The 18,426-nt window shown below is 31.7% G+C and carries 16 protein-coding genes; 15 read left to right on the forward strand and 1 reads right to left on the reverse strand.

Going from position 1 to position 18,426, the window contains the following annotated elements; translation table 11 throughout:
• Positions 1-10: 10 nt before the first annotated feature.
• From ACTNBA_RS01630 to ppdK, 9 genes are all read left to right on the forward strand, one after another.
• A complete protein-coding gene (locus ACTNBA_RS01630; protein ID WP_441072005.1) occupies positions 11-2,260 on the forward strand; it encodes an HD family phosphohydrolase in 2,250 nt (749 codons plus the stop codon).
• A gap of 19 nt (positions 2,261-2,279) precedes the next feature.
• Positions 2,280-2,780 carry an rRNA maturation RNase YbeY gene (gene ybeY / locus ACTNBA_RS01635; protein WP_346848427.1) on the forward strand — a complete coding sequence of 167 codons (501 nt, stop codon included), beginning with the start codon at positions 2,280-2,282 and terminating at the stop codon, positions 2,778-2,780.
• A gap of 46 nt (positions 2,781-2,826) precedes the next feature.
• A complete protein-coding gene (locus ACTNBA_RS01640) occupies positions 2,827-3,525 on the forward strand; it encodes a diacylglycerol kinase (protein WP_441072007.1) in 699 nt (232 codons plus the stop codon).
• Positions 3,526-3,690: 165 nt separating this feature from the next.
• A complete protein-coding gene (locus tag ACTNBA_RS01645; RefSeq protein ID WP_441072009.1) occupies positions 3,691-4,089 on the forward strand; it encodes a cytidine deaminase in 399 nt (132 codons plus the stop codon).
• Between the two features lie 10 nt (positions 4,090-4,099).
• A complete protein-coding gene (gene era, locus ACTNBA_RS01650) occupies positions 4,100-4,981 on the forward strand; it encodes a GTPase Era (RefSeq protein ID WP_035128906.1) in 882 nt (293 codons plus the stop codon).
• A gap of 18 nt (positions 4,982-4,999) precedes the next feature.
• The gene (gene recO / locus ACTNBA_RS01655) at positions 5,000-5,731 is read left to right on the forward strand and encodes a DNA repair protein RecO (protein ID WP_441072011.1); all 732 of its coding nucleotides are present in this window, start codon (positions 5,000-5,002) and stop codon (positions 5,729-5,731) included.
• A 55-nt stretch (positions 5,732-5,786) separates the two neighbouring features.
• Entirely contained in the window at positions 5,787-6,329 is a 543-nt protein-coding gene (locus ACTNBA_RS01660; RefSeq protein ID WP_441072013.1) for a DUF4342 domain-containing protein, read from the forward strand.
• Positions 6,330-6,581: 252 nt separating this feature from the next.
• Positions 6,582-7,214: a transcriptional regulator CcpN gene (ccpN, locus tag ACTNBA_RS01665; RefSeq protein ID WP_035128912.1), complete on the forward strand. Its 633-nt coding sequence runs from the start codon at positions 6,582-6,584 to the stop codon at positions 7,212-7,214.
• Positions 7,215-7,267: 53 nt separating this feature from the next.
• The gene (gene ppdK, locus ACTNBA_RS01670; RefSeq protein ID WP_441072015.1) at positions 7,268-9,922 is read left to right on the forward strand and encodes a pyruvate, phosphate dikinase; all 2,655 of its coding nucleotides are present in this window, start codon (positions 7,268-7,270) and stop codon (positions 9,920-9,922) included.
• 84 nt (positions 9,923-10,006) lie between these two features.
• Here the strand turns inward: ppdK and ACTNBA_RS01675 are convergent, their stop codons facing one another.
• A complete protein-coding gene (locus ACTNBA_RS01675) occupies positions 10,007-11,083 on the reverse strand; it encodes a CotS family spore coat protein (protein WP_441072017.1) in 1,077 nt (358 codons plus the stop codon).
• 366 nt (positions 11,084-11,449) lie between these two features.
• Between ACTNBA_RS01675 and ACTNBA_RS01680 the strand changes: the two genes are divergently transcribed.
• The 6 genes from ACTNBA_RS01680 to ACTNBA_RS01705 all read left to right on the forward strand — a co-directional run bounded on the left by ACTNBA_RS01680 (position 11,450) and on the right by ACTNBA_RS01705 (position 18,194).
• Positions 11,450-12,466, forward strand: coding sequence for a deoxyguanosinetriphosphate triphosphohydrolase (locus ACTNBA_RS01680; protein WP_441072152.1), 1,017 nt, complete (start codon positions 11,450-11,452; stop codon positions 12,464-12,466).
• Positions 12,467-12,804: 338 nt separating this feature from the next.
• Positions 12,805-14,580, forward strand: coding sequence for a DNA primase (gene dnaG / locus ACTNBA_RS01685; protein WP_441072019.1), 1,776 nt, complete (start codon positions 12,805-12,807; stop codon positions 14,578-14,580).
• Between the two features lie 18 nt (positions 14,581-14,598).
• Positions 14,599-15,672: an RNA polymerase sigma factor RpoD gene (gene rpoD / locus ACTNBA_RS01690; protein WP_035128925.1), complete on the forward strand. Its 1,074-nt coding sequence runs from the start codon at positions 14,599-14,601 to the stop codon at positions 15,670-15,672.
• 112 nt (positions 15,673-15,784) lie between these two features.
• Positions 15,785-16,672 (forward strand): PH domain-containing protein, encoded by an 888-nt coding sequence (locus ACTNBA_RS01695; protein ID WP_441072021.1) that lies wholly within the window; start codon positions 15,785-15,787, stop codon positions 16,670-16,672.
• A gap of 20 nt (positions 16,673-16,692) precedes the next feature.
• Entirely contained in the window at positions 16,693-17,379 is a 687-nt protein-coding gene (locus ACTNBA_RS01700) for a tRNA (adenine(22)-N(1))-methyltransferase (RefSeq protein WP_441072023.1), read from the forward strand.
• Between the two features lie 20 nt (positions 17,380-17,399).
• Positions 17,400-18,194, forward strand: coding sequence for a Nif3-like dinuclear metal center hexameric protein (locus ACTNBA_RS01705; RefSeq protein WP_441072025.1), 795 nt, complete (start codon positions 17,400-17,402; stop codon positions 18,192-18,194).
• Positions 18,195-18,426 lie beyond the last annotated feature (232 nt).

The raw sequence follows: 18,426 nt of genomic DNA on the forward strand, positions 1-18,426 counted from the left end.
AGGTGTAAATATGGGACATAAAAAAAGATTATCAAGGATAAGATTTCCAAGAATAAAACCCTATATTACTTTTATAATTACAACTTTAATAGTTTATTTGATTTTAAGCACTGTAGTAGTAAGTAAAAAATATAAATTTCAAGTAGGTGAAATAGCTAAATTTGATATTAAAGCACCAAGAGATGTGGAAGATAAGGTAGCAACTCAAAAGAGTATTGAAGAAGAGCTAAAACACGTACAAGAAACCTATACCTATGATGCTAATATAAGAAAAGGTGCTTTAGATAATATAAATAAACTTTTTGAATTAGTTAAAAAGATAAATTCTGAAAATCCTCCTTATAATCCTTCCAGTGAAGATGATAATGAAAAAATTAAGTCAGAACAGGATAAAATCAATGGGATAAAGCTGAAAAAGTTAAAAGAGGAAGGTGTGATAAAAAATCTTTCTACTGAAAACTATGGATTACTTTTATCCTTAAATGATACTGGATTAAATAGCCTAAATGAAGAGATAGTAGAATGTATGAATAATTTATATGATACTACCCCTATATACGAGAATAAACCTCAGGATATAGTTTCAGCACAAGGATATATAACCGCCTTCTTTAACAATACTAGCTATGCTAAAAATGTTAAGGATTTAGCCATGGCCATAGGGTATTCACAAACTAAGGCCACCTATTTTGTAGATCATGAAAAGACAGAAGAAGCAAGACAAAACATAACTAAAAATGTAACACCTGTAATCTATAAAAAGGATCAAACTATAATAGCAGAAGGTCAACCTATTACTGAATCACAAATTGAGCTTCTAAATGACTTAGGCCTTCTAGATAATGATAAATCTACAGGCATTTATATGAACCTAGTTTTACTTCTAGTAGTTGCAGGAGTATTAGGATTACAGTGGAGATATATAAAAGAAAAGCGTAGAGACATATATGAAGATAATAGTAAGGTTATCCTGATAAACCTACTGACAGTACTAACTGTAGTATTAGCTAGGATATCTATTCTCATATCTCCTTATGTTATACCCTTTGCTTGTATTTCAATTTTATTATCTGTACTAATTGATAGTAAAACATCTGTAACCATAGGAATATTAAATGTAATATTTATATCCTTTATTGTTAAATTTTCAGTAGATTTAACTCTTATAGCTATGGTCAATGCAGTAATAGTTCCAATGGTATTAAAAAGGGTTCAGCAAAGAAATGACATATTGTATTCTTCCTTGCTCATTGGAGCTATAAATGTAGTATTTACTGGTGCCATGGGATATTTCCTAAGCACTAATGTGACTAGTATAATCAATAAGGCTATGCTTACAGGAATATCTGCTATAGTATCAGGAATATTAGCCATAGGAATACTGCCAGTTTTAGAAAATATATTTGACGTATTAACTAATATTAAACTTCTAGAGTTAGCTAACCCTAATCATCCCTTGATGAGGAGATTACTTTTAGAAGCACCAGGCACTTATCACCACTGTGTGTTAGTTGCAAACTTAGCAGAGATGGCGGCAGAAAGTGTGGGAGCCAATCCAATACTAGCTAGGGTAGCCTCCTATTATCATGATGTTGGAAAGCTAGAAAGGCCCTATTATTTTAAGGAAAATCAAATAGGTATAGTAAATCCTCATGATGATATGTCACCAGCTATGAGCTCTGCCATAATACTATCCCATGTGGAAGATGGGGTTAAATTAGCAGAAAAATATAACTTACCTGAAGGCATCACTGATGTTGTGAGAGAGCATCATGGAGATTCCCTCGCTAAGTATTTTTATATAACTATGAGAAATAAAAGTGAGAATCCTGATGAGGTGAATGAGGCAGATTATAGATATGGTGGACCACCACCAAGATCAAAGGAATCTACCATTATAATGTTAGCAGATGGGGTTGAAGCCTCTGTAAGGTCCATTAATAAGCCTAACAAAAAGAAGATAGAAGAAATGGTAAATAACATAATTAAGAGTAGAATTGATGAAAATCAGTTTGTCAACTCTGACCTAACCTTTAAAGATTTAGAGAAAATAAGAGAGAGTTTTCTAAAGGTTCTATCTGGAATTTACCATGAAAGAATTGAATATCCTAAAGACAAGATTAATTTAACAAAAGAAAACAATGAAAAAAACCTTGAAGAAGATAAAGAAGTGGTATCAACTAAGGAAGAACAGTTTAAGTTAAAAGAGCCAGAAGCAGTTATACAAACTAAAGAAGTTGAAAAAGAAAAGCAGATATAGGATAAATAGGAGATAGAATATGATTTATATGGACGATAGGCAAAGTCTTATTTCAGTTGAAAAAGACTTAGAAGAAAACATTAAAGAAATTATAGATTATGCTTTAAAAGAGGAACAGGTTCTGATTCCCTATGAAGTAAGTCTAATTTTTGTAGATAATGAAGCCATAAGAGAAATAAATTCAGACACAAGAGGAATAGATAGGGCTACAGATGTACTATCTTTTCCCATGCTAGACTATGATGAGAAAAAAGTATTCAAGGAGTGTTATTTAGAACATGAATTTTCAATTATTGATTTAAATGAAGGAAATTTAGTCCTTGGAGATATTGTGTTATCCTTAGAGAGAGCAAAGGAGCAGAGTGAAGAGTTTGGACACTCCTTTATAAGGGAAGTGTGCTACTTAGTAACTCACTCCATTCTTCATTTGCTAGGATATGATCACATGGAAGATGATGATAAAGTAATAATGAGAGCTAGAGAAGAAGAAATTCTAAGTAAGTTTAACATTGAAAGATAATAGACTATATATAGGTTATATCAGCTTTAATTAAGGTGGGGTTATTATGAAGGTAAAGAAGCTAGTGGATAGTTTTAACTATGCTATAGAGGGAATAATTTATTCAATACGAACTCAAAGAAATATGAGAATACATATGATAATAGCTATGTTAATACTAACAGCTTGTTTTTTCTTTGACATGACAAAGATGGAACTTTTAGTAATTTCCATTACAATAACAATGGTTGTGGTTGCAGAGATGATAAATACAGCAGTGGAATGTGCCATAGATGCCACCACCAACTTTTATCATCCCCTAGCAAAGATTGCGAAAAATGTAGCTGCAGGAGCAGTATTAGTCACTGCAATAAATGCAGTTTTAGTAGCCTATATAATTTTTGGTGATAAAGTTCTACCTTTTTCTATAATTATTCTTTTAAAAATTAAAAATTCTGACCCTCACATGATATTTTTAATGTTAGTAATAGTTAGTATTGCCACCGTAGTAGTAAAGGCTGTATATGATGAAGGTACACCTTTAAGAGGCGGAATGCCAAGTGGTCATAGTTCCATAGCCTTTGCTGTGGCAACCACCATTACTCTATTAACCACAGAGCCACTAATAATGATATTGGCATTTTTATTAGCCTTCATAGTAGCCCAAAGCAGAGTAGATTCTAATGTACACTCCATCCTTGAAGTAGTCCTTGGAGGAGCCTTTGGATCACTACTAACCTTACTGTTATATCAGCTTATTGGGTAATTACTAAATGAATGAAGCTAAATAAAATATAAGCAATAAAAATAATGTGATAAAATTCGTATTCTATGGTAAACTAATATAACTAAGAAACTAAAGTAACTTAAGAAATGTGTGATTATTTTAAACCATGGATAGATTTGAGTAATTAGGTTGGAGGAAGATAAAATGGAGATAAAAGAATTGGTAAAACTTGCTATAGAGGCTAGAGAAAAAGCTTATGTGCCATATTCTAAGTTTAAAGTTGGAGCAGCAATTGAAATGGAAGATGGCAGTGTATTTACAGGCTGCAACATAGAAAATGCTTCTTATGGAGCTACTAACTGTGCTGAAAGAACGGCTATATTTAAGGCTGTATCTGAAGGTCATTCTATAATGAAAAAAATTGCCATAGTAGGAGATATGTCAACATATACAGCTCCATGTGGAATATGTAGACAGGTTATTGCTGAGTTTGCAGCTAAAGATATAGAAATAGTATTAATTAAAAATCAAGATGAGTATATAGTAAAAACTTTAGAAGAAATACTACCAGGAGCTTTTACTAAAGAGGACTTACTTAATTAAGGAGAGATATATGTTTAAATCAGGATTTATAACTATAATAGGAAGACCAAATGTGGGTAAATCAACCCTTTTAAATTATTTAATGGGAGAGAAATTATCCATAGTATCAAGTAGACCACAAACTACAAGAAACAATATACAAACAATACTTACAAGGGATAACTTTCAAATAGTATTTGTAGACACACCAGGTATGCATAAACCTAAACATAAGTTAGGTGAGTACATGGTGAAGATAGCTAAAGATTCCATGCAGGATGTGGATGTGGTGCTATTTTTAACAACACCAGAAGGGGAGATAAACAAGGCAGACCTTCATATTTTAGAACAACTAAAGCAGTGCAATACTAAAGTATTTTTAGTAGTAAATAAAATAGATGAAAACCCTGCTGATAGAGTAGCTAAAACTCTAGAAGAATACACTAAAGTTTTAGATTTTAAAGAAATAATACCTATTTCAGCTATTAACGGAAAGAACACCGAAAAATTATTAGAATTAGTAGTTGATCAGTTACCAGAGGGACCAATGTATTACCCAGAAGACATGATAACAGATCAGCAAGAAAGATTTATAGTAATGGAGACTATAAGAGAAAAAGCCCTAAGACTTTTATCTCAAGAAGTACCGCATGGTATTGCTGTAGAAATTTTAACCATGAAGAAGAATGAAAATGGAAGTTATCTTATTGAGGCAAATATGCTATGTGAGAAGAACTCCCACAAGGGTATAATAATTGGTAAAAATGGAGCTATGATGAAGAAGATATCTACCTATGCAAGACAAGATATTGAAAAGTTCCTAGGCTGTAAAGTAAACCTAAAGATTTGGGTTAAGGTTAAATCAGAGTGGAGAGATAGTGCATTTGTACTCAAGGAACTTGGTTATAAGTAGAATTGCAGGTGTTATTCATTGAATACTATCAAGACTAGAGGGATAGTTTTAAAAACCCAAGAATACAAAGAAAATGATAAATTACTATGGATATTTACAGAGGAGTTTGGAAAGGTAACTGTCATTGCAAAGGGAGCTAGAAAAAGTAAAAATAAAAATTTTTCAAATACCCTACCTTTCTCCTTTGGTGAGTATGTATTATATAAAGGAAGAACTTTATATACCTTAAATGAAGGGAGGATTATAGATTCCTTTCAAGATATATTAAATGACTATGATACCTTAATATATGGTTCTTATTTTAATGAACTCATAGATATTGCCATAGAAGAAGGTGAGAGTCATCCCATATTTATAGATTTAGTGAAATGCTTTTATCTTATGAGAAACAAGGCTATAGACTTAGATCTTTTAGCAAGAGCCTTTGAAGTTAAGGTTTTAAAGGCTACAGGCTATGGTATATCTTTAGAAAACTGTGCCCTATGTGGAAATAAGATAAATACCGCAGACTATATTTCTTTTCAGTTCTATGGTGGAATTTGTAACCAATGTGAAAAACAATATGGTACGAAAGTATCTGCTGCCACATATAATGGATTAAAGTTTCTAAGTAAAGTGGAGCTGGAGAAGGTAGGAAGACTTAATTTAGATATGAATACAAAGGAACAAATAGGGAAAATCCTAGAAACCTTTATAAGTCTAAATTATAGAAAAAAACCTAATAGCCTATCCTTACTTAAAAAGTTTTAGTATATAAGTGATATAATATACTTAAGTATTAAATATTGCTAGGGAGGAAATATTTATGGATGAAGCTACATTAAAAAAGATAAATATATTAAAAGAAAGAGCTAATCTATCTGAAGAAGAAGCTAAGGACTTATTAGAAAGATTCAATGGGGACTTAATCGAAGCATTAATTCATTGTGAAAGAGAAAAACAAAAGGACAATAGAAATTTCAATGAGAAAATTTCTCAAAGTGAATTTGTAACCTATATAAAAGAGCTGATAAAGGCTGGTAATGTTTCTAGAATTATTATCAGAAAGGATGATTCTATCCTAGTGAATATTCCTGTAAATGCAGGAATTGTGGTGGGTATAGCATTATTATTGCAACCAGTTTTAATAGTTTTAGGAGCTGCAACTGCAGTATTTATTGATTTAGAAATAGATATAATTAAAGAAGATGGAACTGTAGAAGTAGTTAATAAAATTGTAAAGAGCACCATGGAAACAACTGCAAAGAAAGCTACAGAAGTAACCCATGAACTAAAAGAGATCTTCTCTGAAACCTCAGGAAAGATTAAAGAAAAAATTTCTGAAGCAAAGAATAATATGAAAAGATAACATAAATTTTATATATTTGGATATTAATTAAAGATGAGCATATACTCATCTTTTTTTATTTAGAATAAAATTTACCCAAGAATTAACGAAATATTTTAAAAATTTTTAGAGAAAGTTGCAAATTAAATAAATCTCTTATACAATATAATAGAAAATAACTTAAAAATAACACTTACTCACCCCAATGTGTGATATAATTAAAATTATAGAATTTGGAGTGAATAATAGAATTTTGAAAGGTGGCGAATTGTCATTAAACTCTCGCTTAGACAGGAACAAATAATAGAATTAGTTAAAGAAAATGAACCAATAACCAGTGAAGCTATCGCAAAAGAGTTAGGGCTTACGCGATCCGCCATAAGACCAGATTTATCTATATTGACTATGACAGGTATACTTCAAGCAAGACCTAAAGTTGGATATGTGTGTGTTAAAAATTCAAATAAAGGACCTAAAAACAGTGAAATTAGAAATATAAAGGTTAAGGATGTAATGTCTGAACCTGTTTTAGTAAAGGAAGACACACCTGTTTATGAGGCCATTCTAACACTTTTTTTAAATGACACAGGAACTTTATTCATTGAAAATGAAGGAGCACTATTAGGAGCTGTATCTAGAAAAGACTTTATAAAGATGGCTATGGGAACAGCTGATATGCATAGAGTACCCGTTGGAATTATCATGACTAGAATGCCGAATATTGTTAGTGTATCAGAGGAAGATTCAGCCTTTGATGCTGCAAAAAAAATAATTGAGCATCAGGTAGATTCCTTACCTGTTGTAAGACTAGAACTTTTAAGGGGAAAAGAAGTTCCAAAAATTGTAGGAAAAATATCTAAGACAACAATTTCTATGGTATTTGTAAAATTGGGTGAAAATGAATAATTTTATTCATTTGACTATATAACTATAATTTAAGAGTTAAGGGGTTGTATAACATGGAAAAGAAAAAATATGTGTACCTTTTTAATGAAGGCAACGGCGGCATGAAAAATTTACTAGGTGGAAAGGGTGCAAACCTTGCAGAAATGACAAGCATAGGAATTCCAGTGCCACAAGGCTTCACAGTAACAACTGAAGCTTGTAATAAATACTATGATGATGGAAAGAAAATTGCAGAAGAAATCGTTGACGAAATTCATGAAAAAATGACTGAACTTGAAAAACTTACAGGTAAAAAGTTTGGAAGTTTAGAAAATCCACTATTGGTTTCAGTAAGATCTGGTGCTAGAGCATCTATGCCTGGAATGATGGATACTATCCTTAATCTAGGATTAAACGATGAAACCGTTGAAGTAATGGCTAATAAAACAAACAATCCTAGATTTGCATACGATTCATACAGAAGATTCATTCAAATGTTTGCTGATGTAGTTATGGAAGTAGAAAAGAGAAACTTTGAAGATATCATGGATGAGATGAAGGCTGCTAGAGGCGTAAAACTTGATACAGAATTAAATGCAGAAGACTTAAAAGAATTAGTAGCTAAATTTAAAGCTTACTACAAAGAAGCTAAGGGAGAAGAATTCCCAAGCGACCCTACAGAACAATTAATAGCTTCTATCACTGCTGTATTTAGATCTTGGAACAATCCTAGAGCTATAGTATACAGAAGAATGAACGATATTCCTGGTAGTTGGGGAACTGCAGTAAACGTTCAAGAAATGGTATTTGGTAATAAAGGAAATACTTCTGGAACAGGGGTTGCATTCTCAAGAAACCCATCTACAGGAGAAAAGAAAATATTTGCTGAATACTTAATGAATGCTCAAGGAGAAGATGTTGTTGCTGGTATCAGAACACCTCAAAAAATAGAGCAATTAGAACAAGAAAATCCAGAAGTGTATAAACAATTTATGGATATTGTAAACACTTTAGAAAACCATTACAGAGATATGCAAGATATGGAGTTCACTATAGAAGAAGGTAAGCTTTACTTCCTACAAACAAGAAACGGTAAGAGAACAGCTCAAGCTGCCCTTAAAATAGCTGTTGACCTTGTAGAAGAGAAAATGCTTACTAAGGAAGAAGCAATTCTTAAAGTTGAACCAAAACAATTAGATACATTATTACACCCTGCCTTTGATTCAGCATCACTTAAGGCTGCAGCAGTTATAGCTAAAGGACTTCCGGCATCTCCTGGTGCTGCTTGTGGTAAGGTTTACTTCACTGCAGAAGATGCAAAAGCTGCCCATGAAAATGGTGAAAAGGTAGTTTTAGTTAGACTTGAAACTTCACCAGAAGATATTGAAGGTATGATTGCTTCTGAAGGTATATTAACAGTAAGAGGTGGAATGACTTCTCACGCAGCTGTTGTTGCTAGAGGAATGGGAACATGTTGTGTTGCTGGTTGTGGTGACTTAACAGTAAATGAAGGAAATAGGACCTTTGCAGTAGGTGGAGTTACTTATAAAGAAGGAGACTACATCTCAATAGATGGAAGTACAGGAAATGTATATGCAGGACAAATTAAAACTGTAGATCCTGAAATAAGTGGATATTTTGGAACATTCATGGCATGGGCTGATGAACTAAGAACCTTGAAAGTAAGAACTAATGCTGATAATCCAAGAGATACAGCTCAAGCAGTTAAATTCGGAGCAGAAGGAATAGGACTTTGTAGAACAGAGCACATGTTCTTTGAAGGCGAGAGAATAATGGCTATAAGACAAATGATCGTTGCTAAGGATGAAGCTACAAGAAGAGCAGCTCTAGAAAAATTATTACCAATGCAAAAGGGTGACTTTATAGGAATCTACGAGGAGTTACAAGATAGACCAGCTACTATAAGATTCTTAGATCCACCACTACACGAGTTCCTTCCTCATGAAGATGATGAAATAGTAGAATTAGCTAAAGAACTTGGAATTACCTTTGAAGATCTAAAAAATACTGTTGAATCATTACATGAGTTCAACCCAATGATGGGTCACAGAGGTTGCAGACTTGCAGTTTCTTACCCAGAAATAGCTGAAATGCAAACAAGAGCAGTAATAGAAGCTGCTATAGATGTTAAAACTAGAAAAGGTTATGATATAGTACCTGAAATCATGATACCATTAGTTGGAGAAGTAAAAGAGCTTAAGTATGTTAAAAACATAGTTACAGAAACAGCTGATAAAATCATAAAAGAATCAGGCATAGATATGAAGTACATGGTAGGAACAATGATAGAAATTCCAAGAGCTGCTTTAACTGCTGATGAAATAGCTAAAGAAGCTGAGTTCTTCTCTTTTGGAACTAATGACTTAACACAAATGACCTTTGGATTCTCAAGAGATGACGCTGGAAACTTCTTAAAACACTACTATGATAAGAGCATATATGAATCTGATCCATTTGCAAGATTAGACCAAGTTGGAGTTGGAAAACTTGTTAAGATGGCTGCAGACCTAGGAAAATCTACTAGACCAGACATCAAACTTGGAATATGTGGAGAGCACGGTGGAGATCCATCTTCCGTTGAATTCTGCCACGAAGTAGGATTAAACTATGTATCATGCTCACCATTCAGAGTTCCAGTAGCAAGACTTGCAGCTGCTCAAGCTGAAGTTAAAAATCCAAGAAAAAAATGCTGCTGTGGATGCAAATAAAATAAAAAATAATAATTAACAAAGAGGCTATCTGAAAAGAATTAAAATATTTTCAGATAACCTCTTTATATATCTTTAAGAGTCTTATTTAAAGGAAATTTTAGTGCTAAATTTATTTTCAATATAATCCAGTAGTTTATAACTGAAATCAATATGAATATCATTGTGGATTACAGCTTTATTAAGAAGATTAATAAAGGCTTTTTTATTGCATTTTGATATATTTTTATAGTAATCCCTGGATAATTTCCAATATTTCTGTGGAAAGGCTAAGTAGGCAAGGATATATTTATAATCATCAAAGGTCAAAGGGTGACTGCTCTCATATTCCTGTAAAAAGTTTATGGCTAAATCTCCATTCCAGCAAGTGTTTTCTCTTCTCATAAGTCTCCTTAAACAATAAGAAATATCAAAAGCTGAATAGTCGTATCTACATTTATCAAAGTCTATAACGTAAATTTTACCCTGATTTACAATAAGATTTTTACTTACATAATCATTGTGACAAATGGATATGGATAAGTTGGCATAGTCTATAGTATTGGCTACGTTAGTTGATAAATTTGCTAGGCACATGCTATTAGTAAAACTAACTCTATATATTTTAGAAAAATAATCTTTATACTTTAATGCTAGCTTCTCATTTTTAACAAGTTGAAGAGTATGTTTATTTAAAGAGTCTGTAAGATTGGTGAAACCTTCCTTATGTTTACTACCTAAAATTGGGGAGAATCCTAAAGAAGTCTCATGAATTTGTCCTAAATTTCTACTTGCCATATTTACATTATTTATATCATCAAAATCGCATTTGTCTCCTTTAACCCAATCTGTGAGAATAAATAACATATCATTATACCTTACATATCTTCCATGATTAGTAGTAGATAGTATTCTAGGTACATTTATATTATTACGATATAACCATTCTATGGCTGAATAAATAAAAAGCAGTTCATCTACATCATAATATACTTTTTTCAAACAATACTCATGGGAATCACTTTCTATTTTATATACAGCTCTTTGTTTATCTGTATCCTTAAACTTCACCTGATATATACTGCAGTTATTAGATAAATTATAATAAGGTAATACATTTTTCTTAATATTACTTGGCGATAGTAAATTTGAGTTAGAACTATCTGCTATTGCGTTACTCATTGTACTTCTCTCCTTAAAAATACTATAAGATAATATTAAATATCTCTACTATAATTATGTTTATGAAAAATTTATGATAAATATATCAATTCCTTGAAATATTGAAAAAATTTTATGGTCCATTAAAGGAATATTCATGGATAGTAAAGAAACTATATACATAATAAAGAAATTATATACATACATAATGTAGTTATTAAATATAATAAATAGGGATTAAATTTAATATTTTAAATATATAGAATACTTAAAGGTTGTAGAAATAAAACAATAGTTTATGTTATAATATAAAAGTTTTTATAAGCTAAATTTGAGCATCTAAGCATAACTTTAAGTATTCAATAAGAAATAAAGGTAGGTGCAATGATGAATATTAGGGAAAACATAGAAAAGAGTGAAGAGTATAGTATAATACCACAAGGCTCAAAATCTAAAAACTCTATGGGTAGGGCTAGAAGGGAAGAATTAGATGAAGTTAGAACTGCCTATATGATTGACCGAGATAGAATAATACACTGTAAATCCTTCAGGAGGCTAAAGAGAAAGACTCAAGTATATATTAAAACCTGGAGCGACCACTATAGAACCAGGCTTACCCATACCTTGGAAGTGGCGCAAATTGCTAGAACTATAGGTAGAGGTATAGGACTAAATGAAGACTTAATAGAAGCCATAGCCCTAGGTCATGATATTGGCCATGTTGCCTTTGCTCACAGTGGAGAAGAAGTGCTTAATGAATTACTTACCAATGGTTTTAGCCACAACCAAAATAGTGTTAGGGTATTAACATATATAGAGAATAATGGACAAGGGTTAAATTTATCAAAGGAGGTACTGGACGGAATACTATATCATAGTGGTTTTTCTAATAACAGTAGCAAGGCTTTTACCTTAGAGGGTCAAGTAGTAAAGTATAGCGATAAAATAGCTTATGTAAATCATGACATTGATGACTCCCTAAGAGCAGGAATTTTATCTATGGAGGATATACCAAAGGATATACTTGAGATTTTAGGGAATACTCATGGAGAGAGAGTAGATACCTTGGTTAAGGACTGTATCTATAGAACAAAAAGCAATATAAATTCCAATGATATTCAAGTGTCATTATCTAAAGATATAGATTATAACTTTAAAAAGCTTAGAGATTTTATGTTTAAAGAAGTCTATAATGGAGAATTTCTAAAAGAAGAAAGGGATAAAGCTAGGTTTATTCTTATTCAGCTTTATAAATATTTTTATTTTCATGAAGAAAAGCTACCTGAATTTTACAAGTCCATAGCTAAGGAAGAAGGACTTAATCAAGGTGTTGCTGATTACATAGCAGGAATGAGTGATGAATACTGTATAGATCTGTTTAAGGACATATATATACCTAGTTAAGGATATTTATTTAAAGTAATTACTATACAAATATTTATTTAAATAAAATAACTCTTTATGAAGGAAAACTATATCTTATAAAGAATATATATATAGCATACAATACAATTATATTACAAAAAACTTTTTTTAAAAAAAGGATTTAAGAAATATATGTCGAATTATAAGAGCTAGGAATTTATCCGAATACTACCTGCTCTGTTTAATAATAAACAGTTAGTTTATTATTAAAAGTAGGTAAAGTTAAAGAATGAGTTAAATTCTTTTAGACTTAATGAATAACATATTTAGTAGGTTTCTTTAAGTTTAGAATCACTTGAGAGTGAGGTGAGTTAATAATGTTTTCTGAAGAAATAATACAAAAAATAAAAGAGGAAAATGATATAGTGGATATCGTTTCAGAGGTAGTAACCTTAAAAAAAACGGGGAAAAATTATTTAGGAAGATGTCCATTTCACAATGAAAAAACACCTTCATTTACTGTATCAAGTGAAAAACAAATTTATAAATGCTTTGGATGCGGAGAGGCTGGTAATGTAATAAGTTTTGTTATGAAAACTAGGAACATGGCTTTCCCAGAAGCAGTAAAACTTCTTGGAGAAAAGGTAGGCATTGTAGTAGATGATGCAGATTCACCAGGTAAAAGTTCAGCAACTAATGAAAAATTTAAGCGAATGTATGATATAAACATACAAGCAGCCAGATATTTTTATACTAATTTAAAAAGATTTAAGGCTCCTTATGAATACCTAAAGGGAAGAGGTATAACAGATGAAACCATTAAAAAATTTGGTATTGGTTTTTCACTAGACAATTGGCAGGGAATACGTTCCTATTTAAAACAAAGAGGCTTTAGTGAAGAAGAAATATTAGAACTAGGACTTACTACAAAAAATGAAAAAGGAAATATATACGATAGATTTAGAAATAGAATTATATTTCCTGTATTTAATGTCAGTGGTAGGGTAATAGGCTTTGGTGGAAGGGTTTTAGATGATTCTAAACCCAAATATTTAAACTCTCCCGAAACCCCAATATTTCATAAAGGAACAAATCTTTATGGATTAAATTTAGCAATAAAGAATAATCCAGCTAGAACAGTTATCATGGTTGAAGGTTACATGGATGTAATCTCTCTTTCCCAACAAGGAGTAACAAATGTAGTTGCCACCCTAGGAACTGCATTAACAGAAGGTCAATGTAAATTATTAAAGAGATATATTGATACTGTAATAGTATCCTTTGATTCAGATGTAGCAGGTCAAAATGCTACTATAAGAGGATTAGAAATATTACAAAAATCTGGATTTGACCTTAAAATTCTTCAAATCCCTAGTGGAAAAGACCCCGATGAATTTATTAGATCCTACGGCAGGGAAAAATTTCTAAATCTAGTAGACGGGGCTCTACCAATTATAGATTTTAAACTAAGGATGGCAGAAAAGGGAATTGACTTTTCAAAACAGGAAATGGTGATTAAATATCTAAAGAGAGTAGTTAGCGTGCTAAAGTACCTTGATCCACTAGAAAAAGCTGTATATATTAAGCAGGTTTCAGAGAAAAGTGGTATAGGTGAAGAAGCTATAATGGAGTCCTTAGATAAAAATCCCAATAAATCTATAGAAAATAACAAAAATCATAATATAAATAGGAAATTTGGGCAAAAATTATATTTAGAGCCTGGGTTTGTTAGGGCTGAAAGAACGGTATTAAGCCTTGCCCTTGATAAAAGGCTAAGTGATAAAATATTTAGTAATGTAAGTGAAGATGACCTTATATTAAAGGCACATAAAGTAATTTATACAATCATTAAAGAAAATAATATGTGCTCTAAGGAAGAATTGATAAAGATTATTAACCTGCAAACTATGCAGGATAGTGAGTTCACAAAGGAATGGATAAAAATTCAAGAATATAAAGTTGATATAGATGAAGGATCCATAGACAAAATGGTAAGTGACTGCGTGAATAACATAAAAAAATACAAGTTAGAGGAGTCAAGAAAGAAAATTATGGATAAAATTAGGAAGTGTGAGTCTGAAGGATTGGTTGAGGAAACTTTGATGTTAGCTAGAGAGCTTATGGATATACAAAAGGAAATGGGAAAACTATAGATGAGAGGAGGTAATGGAATGAAGGATAAAGCAGGAAAAGTTGCTATAGTAAAGAAGTTAGTAGAAAAGGGTAAGAAAAAGGGAAATTTAACTTATAAAGAAATAATGGAAGAAGTAGAAGGTGTAGAACTAACTCCAGAGCAAATAGAAAAGATTTATGAAGTTCTAGAATCTATGGGCATAGACGTTATAGGTTTAGAGCCAGAAGTTGAGGATGAAGAAGAAGTAGAAATAGAGGTTGACATAACAATTCCAGAAGGAATTGCCATAGATGATCCAGTTAGAATGTACCTTAAAGAAATTGGTAAGGTTCCTCTATTATCAGCTGAAGAAGAGATGAGACTTGCTAAGCTTATAGAAAATGGTGATGAATATGCTAAAAAGAAATTAGCAGAAGCAAACCTTAGATTAGTTGTAAGTATTGCTAAAAGATATGTTGGTCGTGGTATGTTATTTTTAGATTTGATTCAAGAAGGTAATTTAGGACTTATAAAAGCTGTAGAAAAGTTTGACTACAGTAAGGGATTTAAATTCAGTACCTATGCTACATGGTGGATTAGACAGGCGATTACAAGAGCTATTGCAGACCAGGCTAGAACTATTAGAATACCAGTACACATGGTAGAAACTATTAATAAGTTAATTAGAGTATCAAGGCAGCTTCTTCAAGAATTAGGAAGAGAGCCATTACCAGAAGAAATCGCAAAACACATGGATATGAGCGTAGATAAAGTTAGAGAAATAATGAAAATTGCTCAAGAACCTGTATCTTTAGAAACACCTATAGGTGAAGAAGAAGATTCTCATCTTGGAGATTTTATTCCTGATGATGATGCCCTTGCTCCAGCAGAAGCAGCAGCTTTCACCATGTTAAAGGAACAATTAATAAGTCAACTTAGAACTTTAACTCCAAGGGAAGAAAAGGTGTTAAGACTTAGATTTGGTCTTGATGACGGAAGAGCTAGAACCCTTGAGGAAGTTGGAAAAGAGTTCAATGTAACAAGAGAAAGAATTAGACAGATTGAAGCGAAGGCATTAAGAAAATTAAGACATCCAAGTAGAAGTAAAAAACTTAAGGATTATTTAGATTAGTGAGGGGCTGTCTTTTGGCAGCTCTTTTGTTATATATACAAAATTTGTAATAGACAAAATCCCTTAGTATAATATAAAATAAAAGTATATACAATTTATAAGGAGGTAATCCATGAATAGTTTCAATAGCAATAAGAAACTAGAAATAATTCCAACTATATTCACTTTTGTTATGTTTAATGTAATAGGGGTTTGGTCTGCCTATGTTCTAGATTCCTATCTTATGTTGAGTTTAATAAGAGTAATGTTGGTGATTTGTAATATATTCTACTTATATCATATTGGAGTATGGGTAACTGTAAAGTATGAAATAACAAATAGTGAAGTGAGAATAAGTGCACTGGGAGGACTTAAAAAAGTAATTTTACCCTTAAGTGATGTAGAATGCTACACTGTGGAAAAGGGAAAAATAAGAGGTATAAGCCTTTCAGGTATATCCTCTAATAAATTTGCCATAGGAAGAATTGTAGTAAAAAATTTAGGAACCGCTAGAATGTTTGTAACAAGCGGAAGTAGTGTTATATATTTAAAAACTCAAGACATAAGCTATGCTGTGTCACCTAAGAACTCTGAAAAATTCCTAGAAATTTTAAACAAACTAGGTATTGAAGAAAAGACTTGGACAAAGAAATATAATAAGGTAAGTAGACTACATAAGGATAAAAAGTTTATGCATCCATTGATTTTAACTAGTACAATAATTTTATTTACAACTTTTTTTCCAATGGTTTTATATATACTAAATAAACTTCCAGATGTAATGCCCTTAGTTATTAACGTGTCCAAGGAAGTTGGAGAAGTAGGTACAGACAAGCAGTTTGCTTTTGCCCAGATGTTCTATGGTCTATTAAATATGGCAGTGATGTTCTGTATGTATTATGCAGCTCACTTTTGTGCAAAATATGATAAAAAGTCTGCTTATAGGTATATCTATATTTCACTTTTAGTGGCAATAGTATTCCTATATCTTCAAATGAGACTTATTATGTCTGTTATATAAATAAGGTGTTAGGTGAAAATATGATAATTAGCAAAAGATTAAAGTTAATAAGTGATTTAATCACAGGAGTTAAATCTATGGTAGATGTAGGAACAGACCATGGATATGTACCCATAGAACTTTTAAAAAGAAATAAAATAGACTTTGCCATAGCTAGTGATATTAATAAAGGTCCCGTGGAAAAGGCTAAAAAAAATGTTAGAGATAATAATTTGCAACATAAGATACAATGTAGACTTGGAGGAGGACTTACAACTGTAACTCCTAGAGAAGTAGAGGCAGCTGTAATTGCCGGTATGGGAGGAAACTTGATAAGAGATATCCTAGAGGAAAGTAGGGATGTCTTTAAAGAGTTAGACTATGTTATAGTTCAGCCAGTACAAAATCCAGAAGTCTTAAGGGAATATCTTTATACCTCAGGGTGTAACATCCTAGATGAGTGGATAATATATGATGAAGAAAAATACTATGAAATTATGAAGATATCCTGGGGAGATAAGCCTGAAGTTATTGATCCTATTTTTTATGAAATAAGTAAGCTGCTTTTAGGTAAGAAAGATAATACCTATAGGGAATATTTAAATTATAAGTTAGAAAAGTATTTAAGAATCCATGAAGAACTTAAGGGTGACACAGAAAATTCAAGAAAAAGAAAGCTGGAGTTATGGGATAAAATTCAAAGGATAAAGGGCTTTTTACTTGAGTAAATGGGCGGAGGTATATTTTTATGGTAAAAATAAATGAAATCATTGATATAATGGAGGGCCTTGCACCATTAAACCTAAAAGAAAGCTACGATAACGTTGGATTTATGGTTGGTAACAGAGAAAGGGAAGTAACAAAGGTCCTAGTTGCTCTAGATTGCACCATAAAGGTCATAGAGGAAGCAAAGGAACTAGGAGCTCAGCTTATTTTAACTCATCATCCACTGCTGTTTATAAAGCCTAAAACCATAACTACAGATAGTCTCCAAGGTAAAAAGCTAATGAAGTTAATAGAAAATGGTATAGCCCTATATTCTAGTCATACTAATTGGGATACTGTAAAGGGTGGCTTAAATGATGAATTTGTAAAGATTCTTGGCTTTCAAGAAAGTAAAATCATTGAAGTAGCTCCATCAGATCCTACAGCAGGAGTGGGAAGAATAGTTCAGCTTAAGGAAGAGACTACCCTAGAGGAAATAATAAAAAGTATTAAAGATAAATTAAAATTACAAAATTTAAGATACTCCGGAGAGTTAAATAAAAAAGTAAGAACTATAGCTTTAGTCAATGGAAGTGGAGAAGATTACTTGCAGCAATCCTATGACCTAGGTGCTGAACTATTAATCACAGGGGATACTACCTATCACTTTGTATCTGACTATGAAGAGATGGGACTCTCTGTAATAGATATAGGACATTTTAATTCAGAATGGCCTCTTGTAATGAGTTTATCAGAAAAAATTAAAAAAATATTAGAGACTAGGGGTGTGGAGGTTATTATATCAAAAACTACTAAGGATCCCTATAATTTTATTTAATTAATACTAGCTCTAATACTCCCATAAAAACAGCCTGAATAGAGGGGAAAACGCTGAAACCCGCACTACGCCAACAACTAGTTAACTATTTAAATAGTTAACTAGTTTAAATTTTATATATTTAACTAGGTATATAGTTAAAATTTTCTATAGTTTCATAGGTAAATATAAACATAGGTATATAGCTTTATATTTATCTATTAATCTAGTCAAATAGTTTCATATATGGGTA

Source organism: Clostridium sulfidigenes (assembly GCF_052067195.1).
GTDB lineage: Bacteria > Bacillota > Clostridia > Clostridiales > Clostridiaceae > Clostridium_J > Clostridium_J sulfidigenes.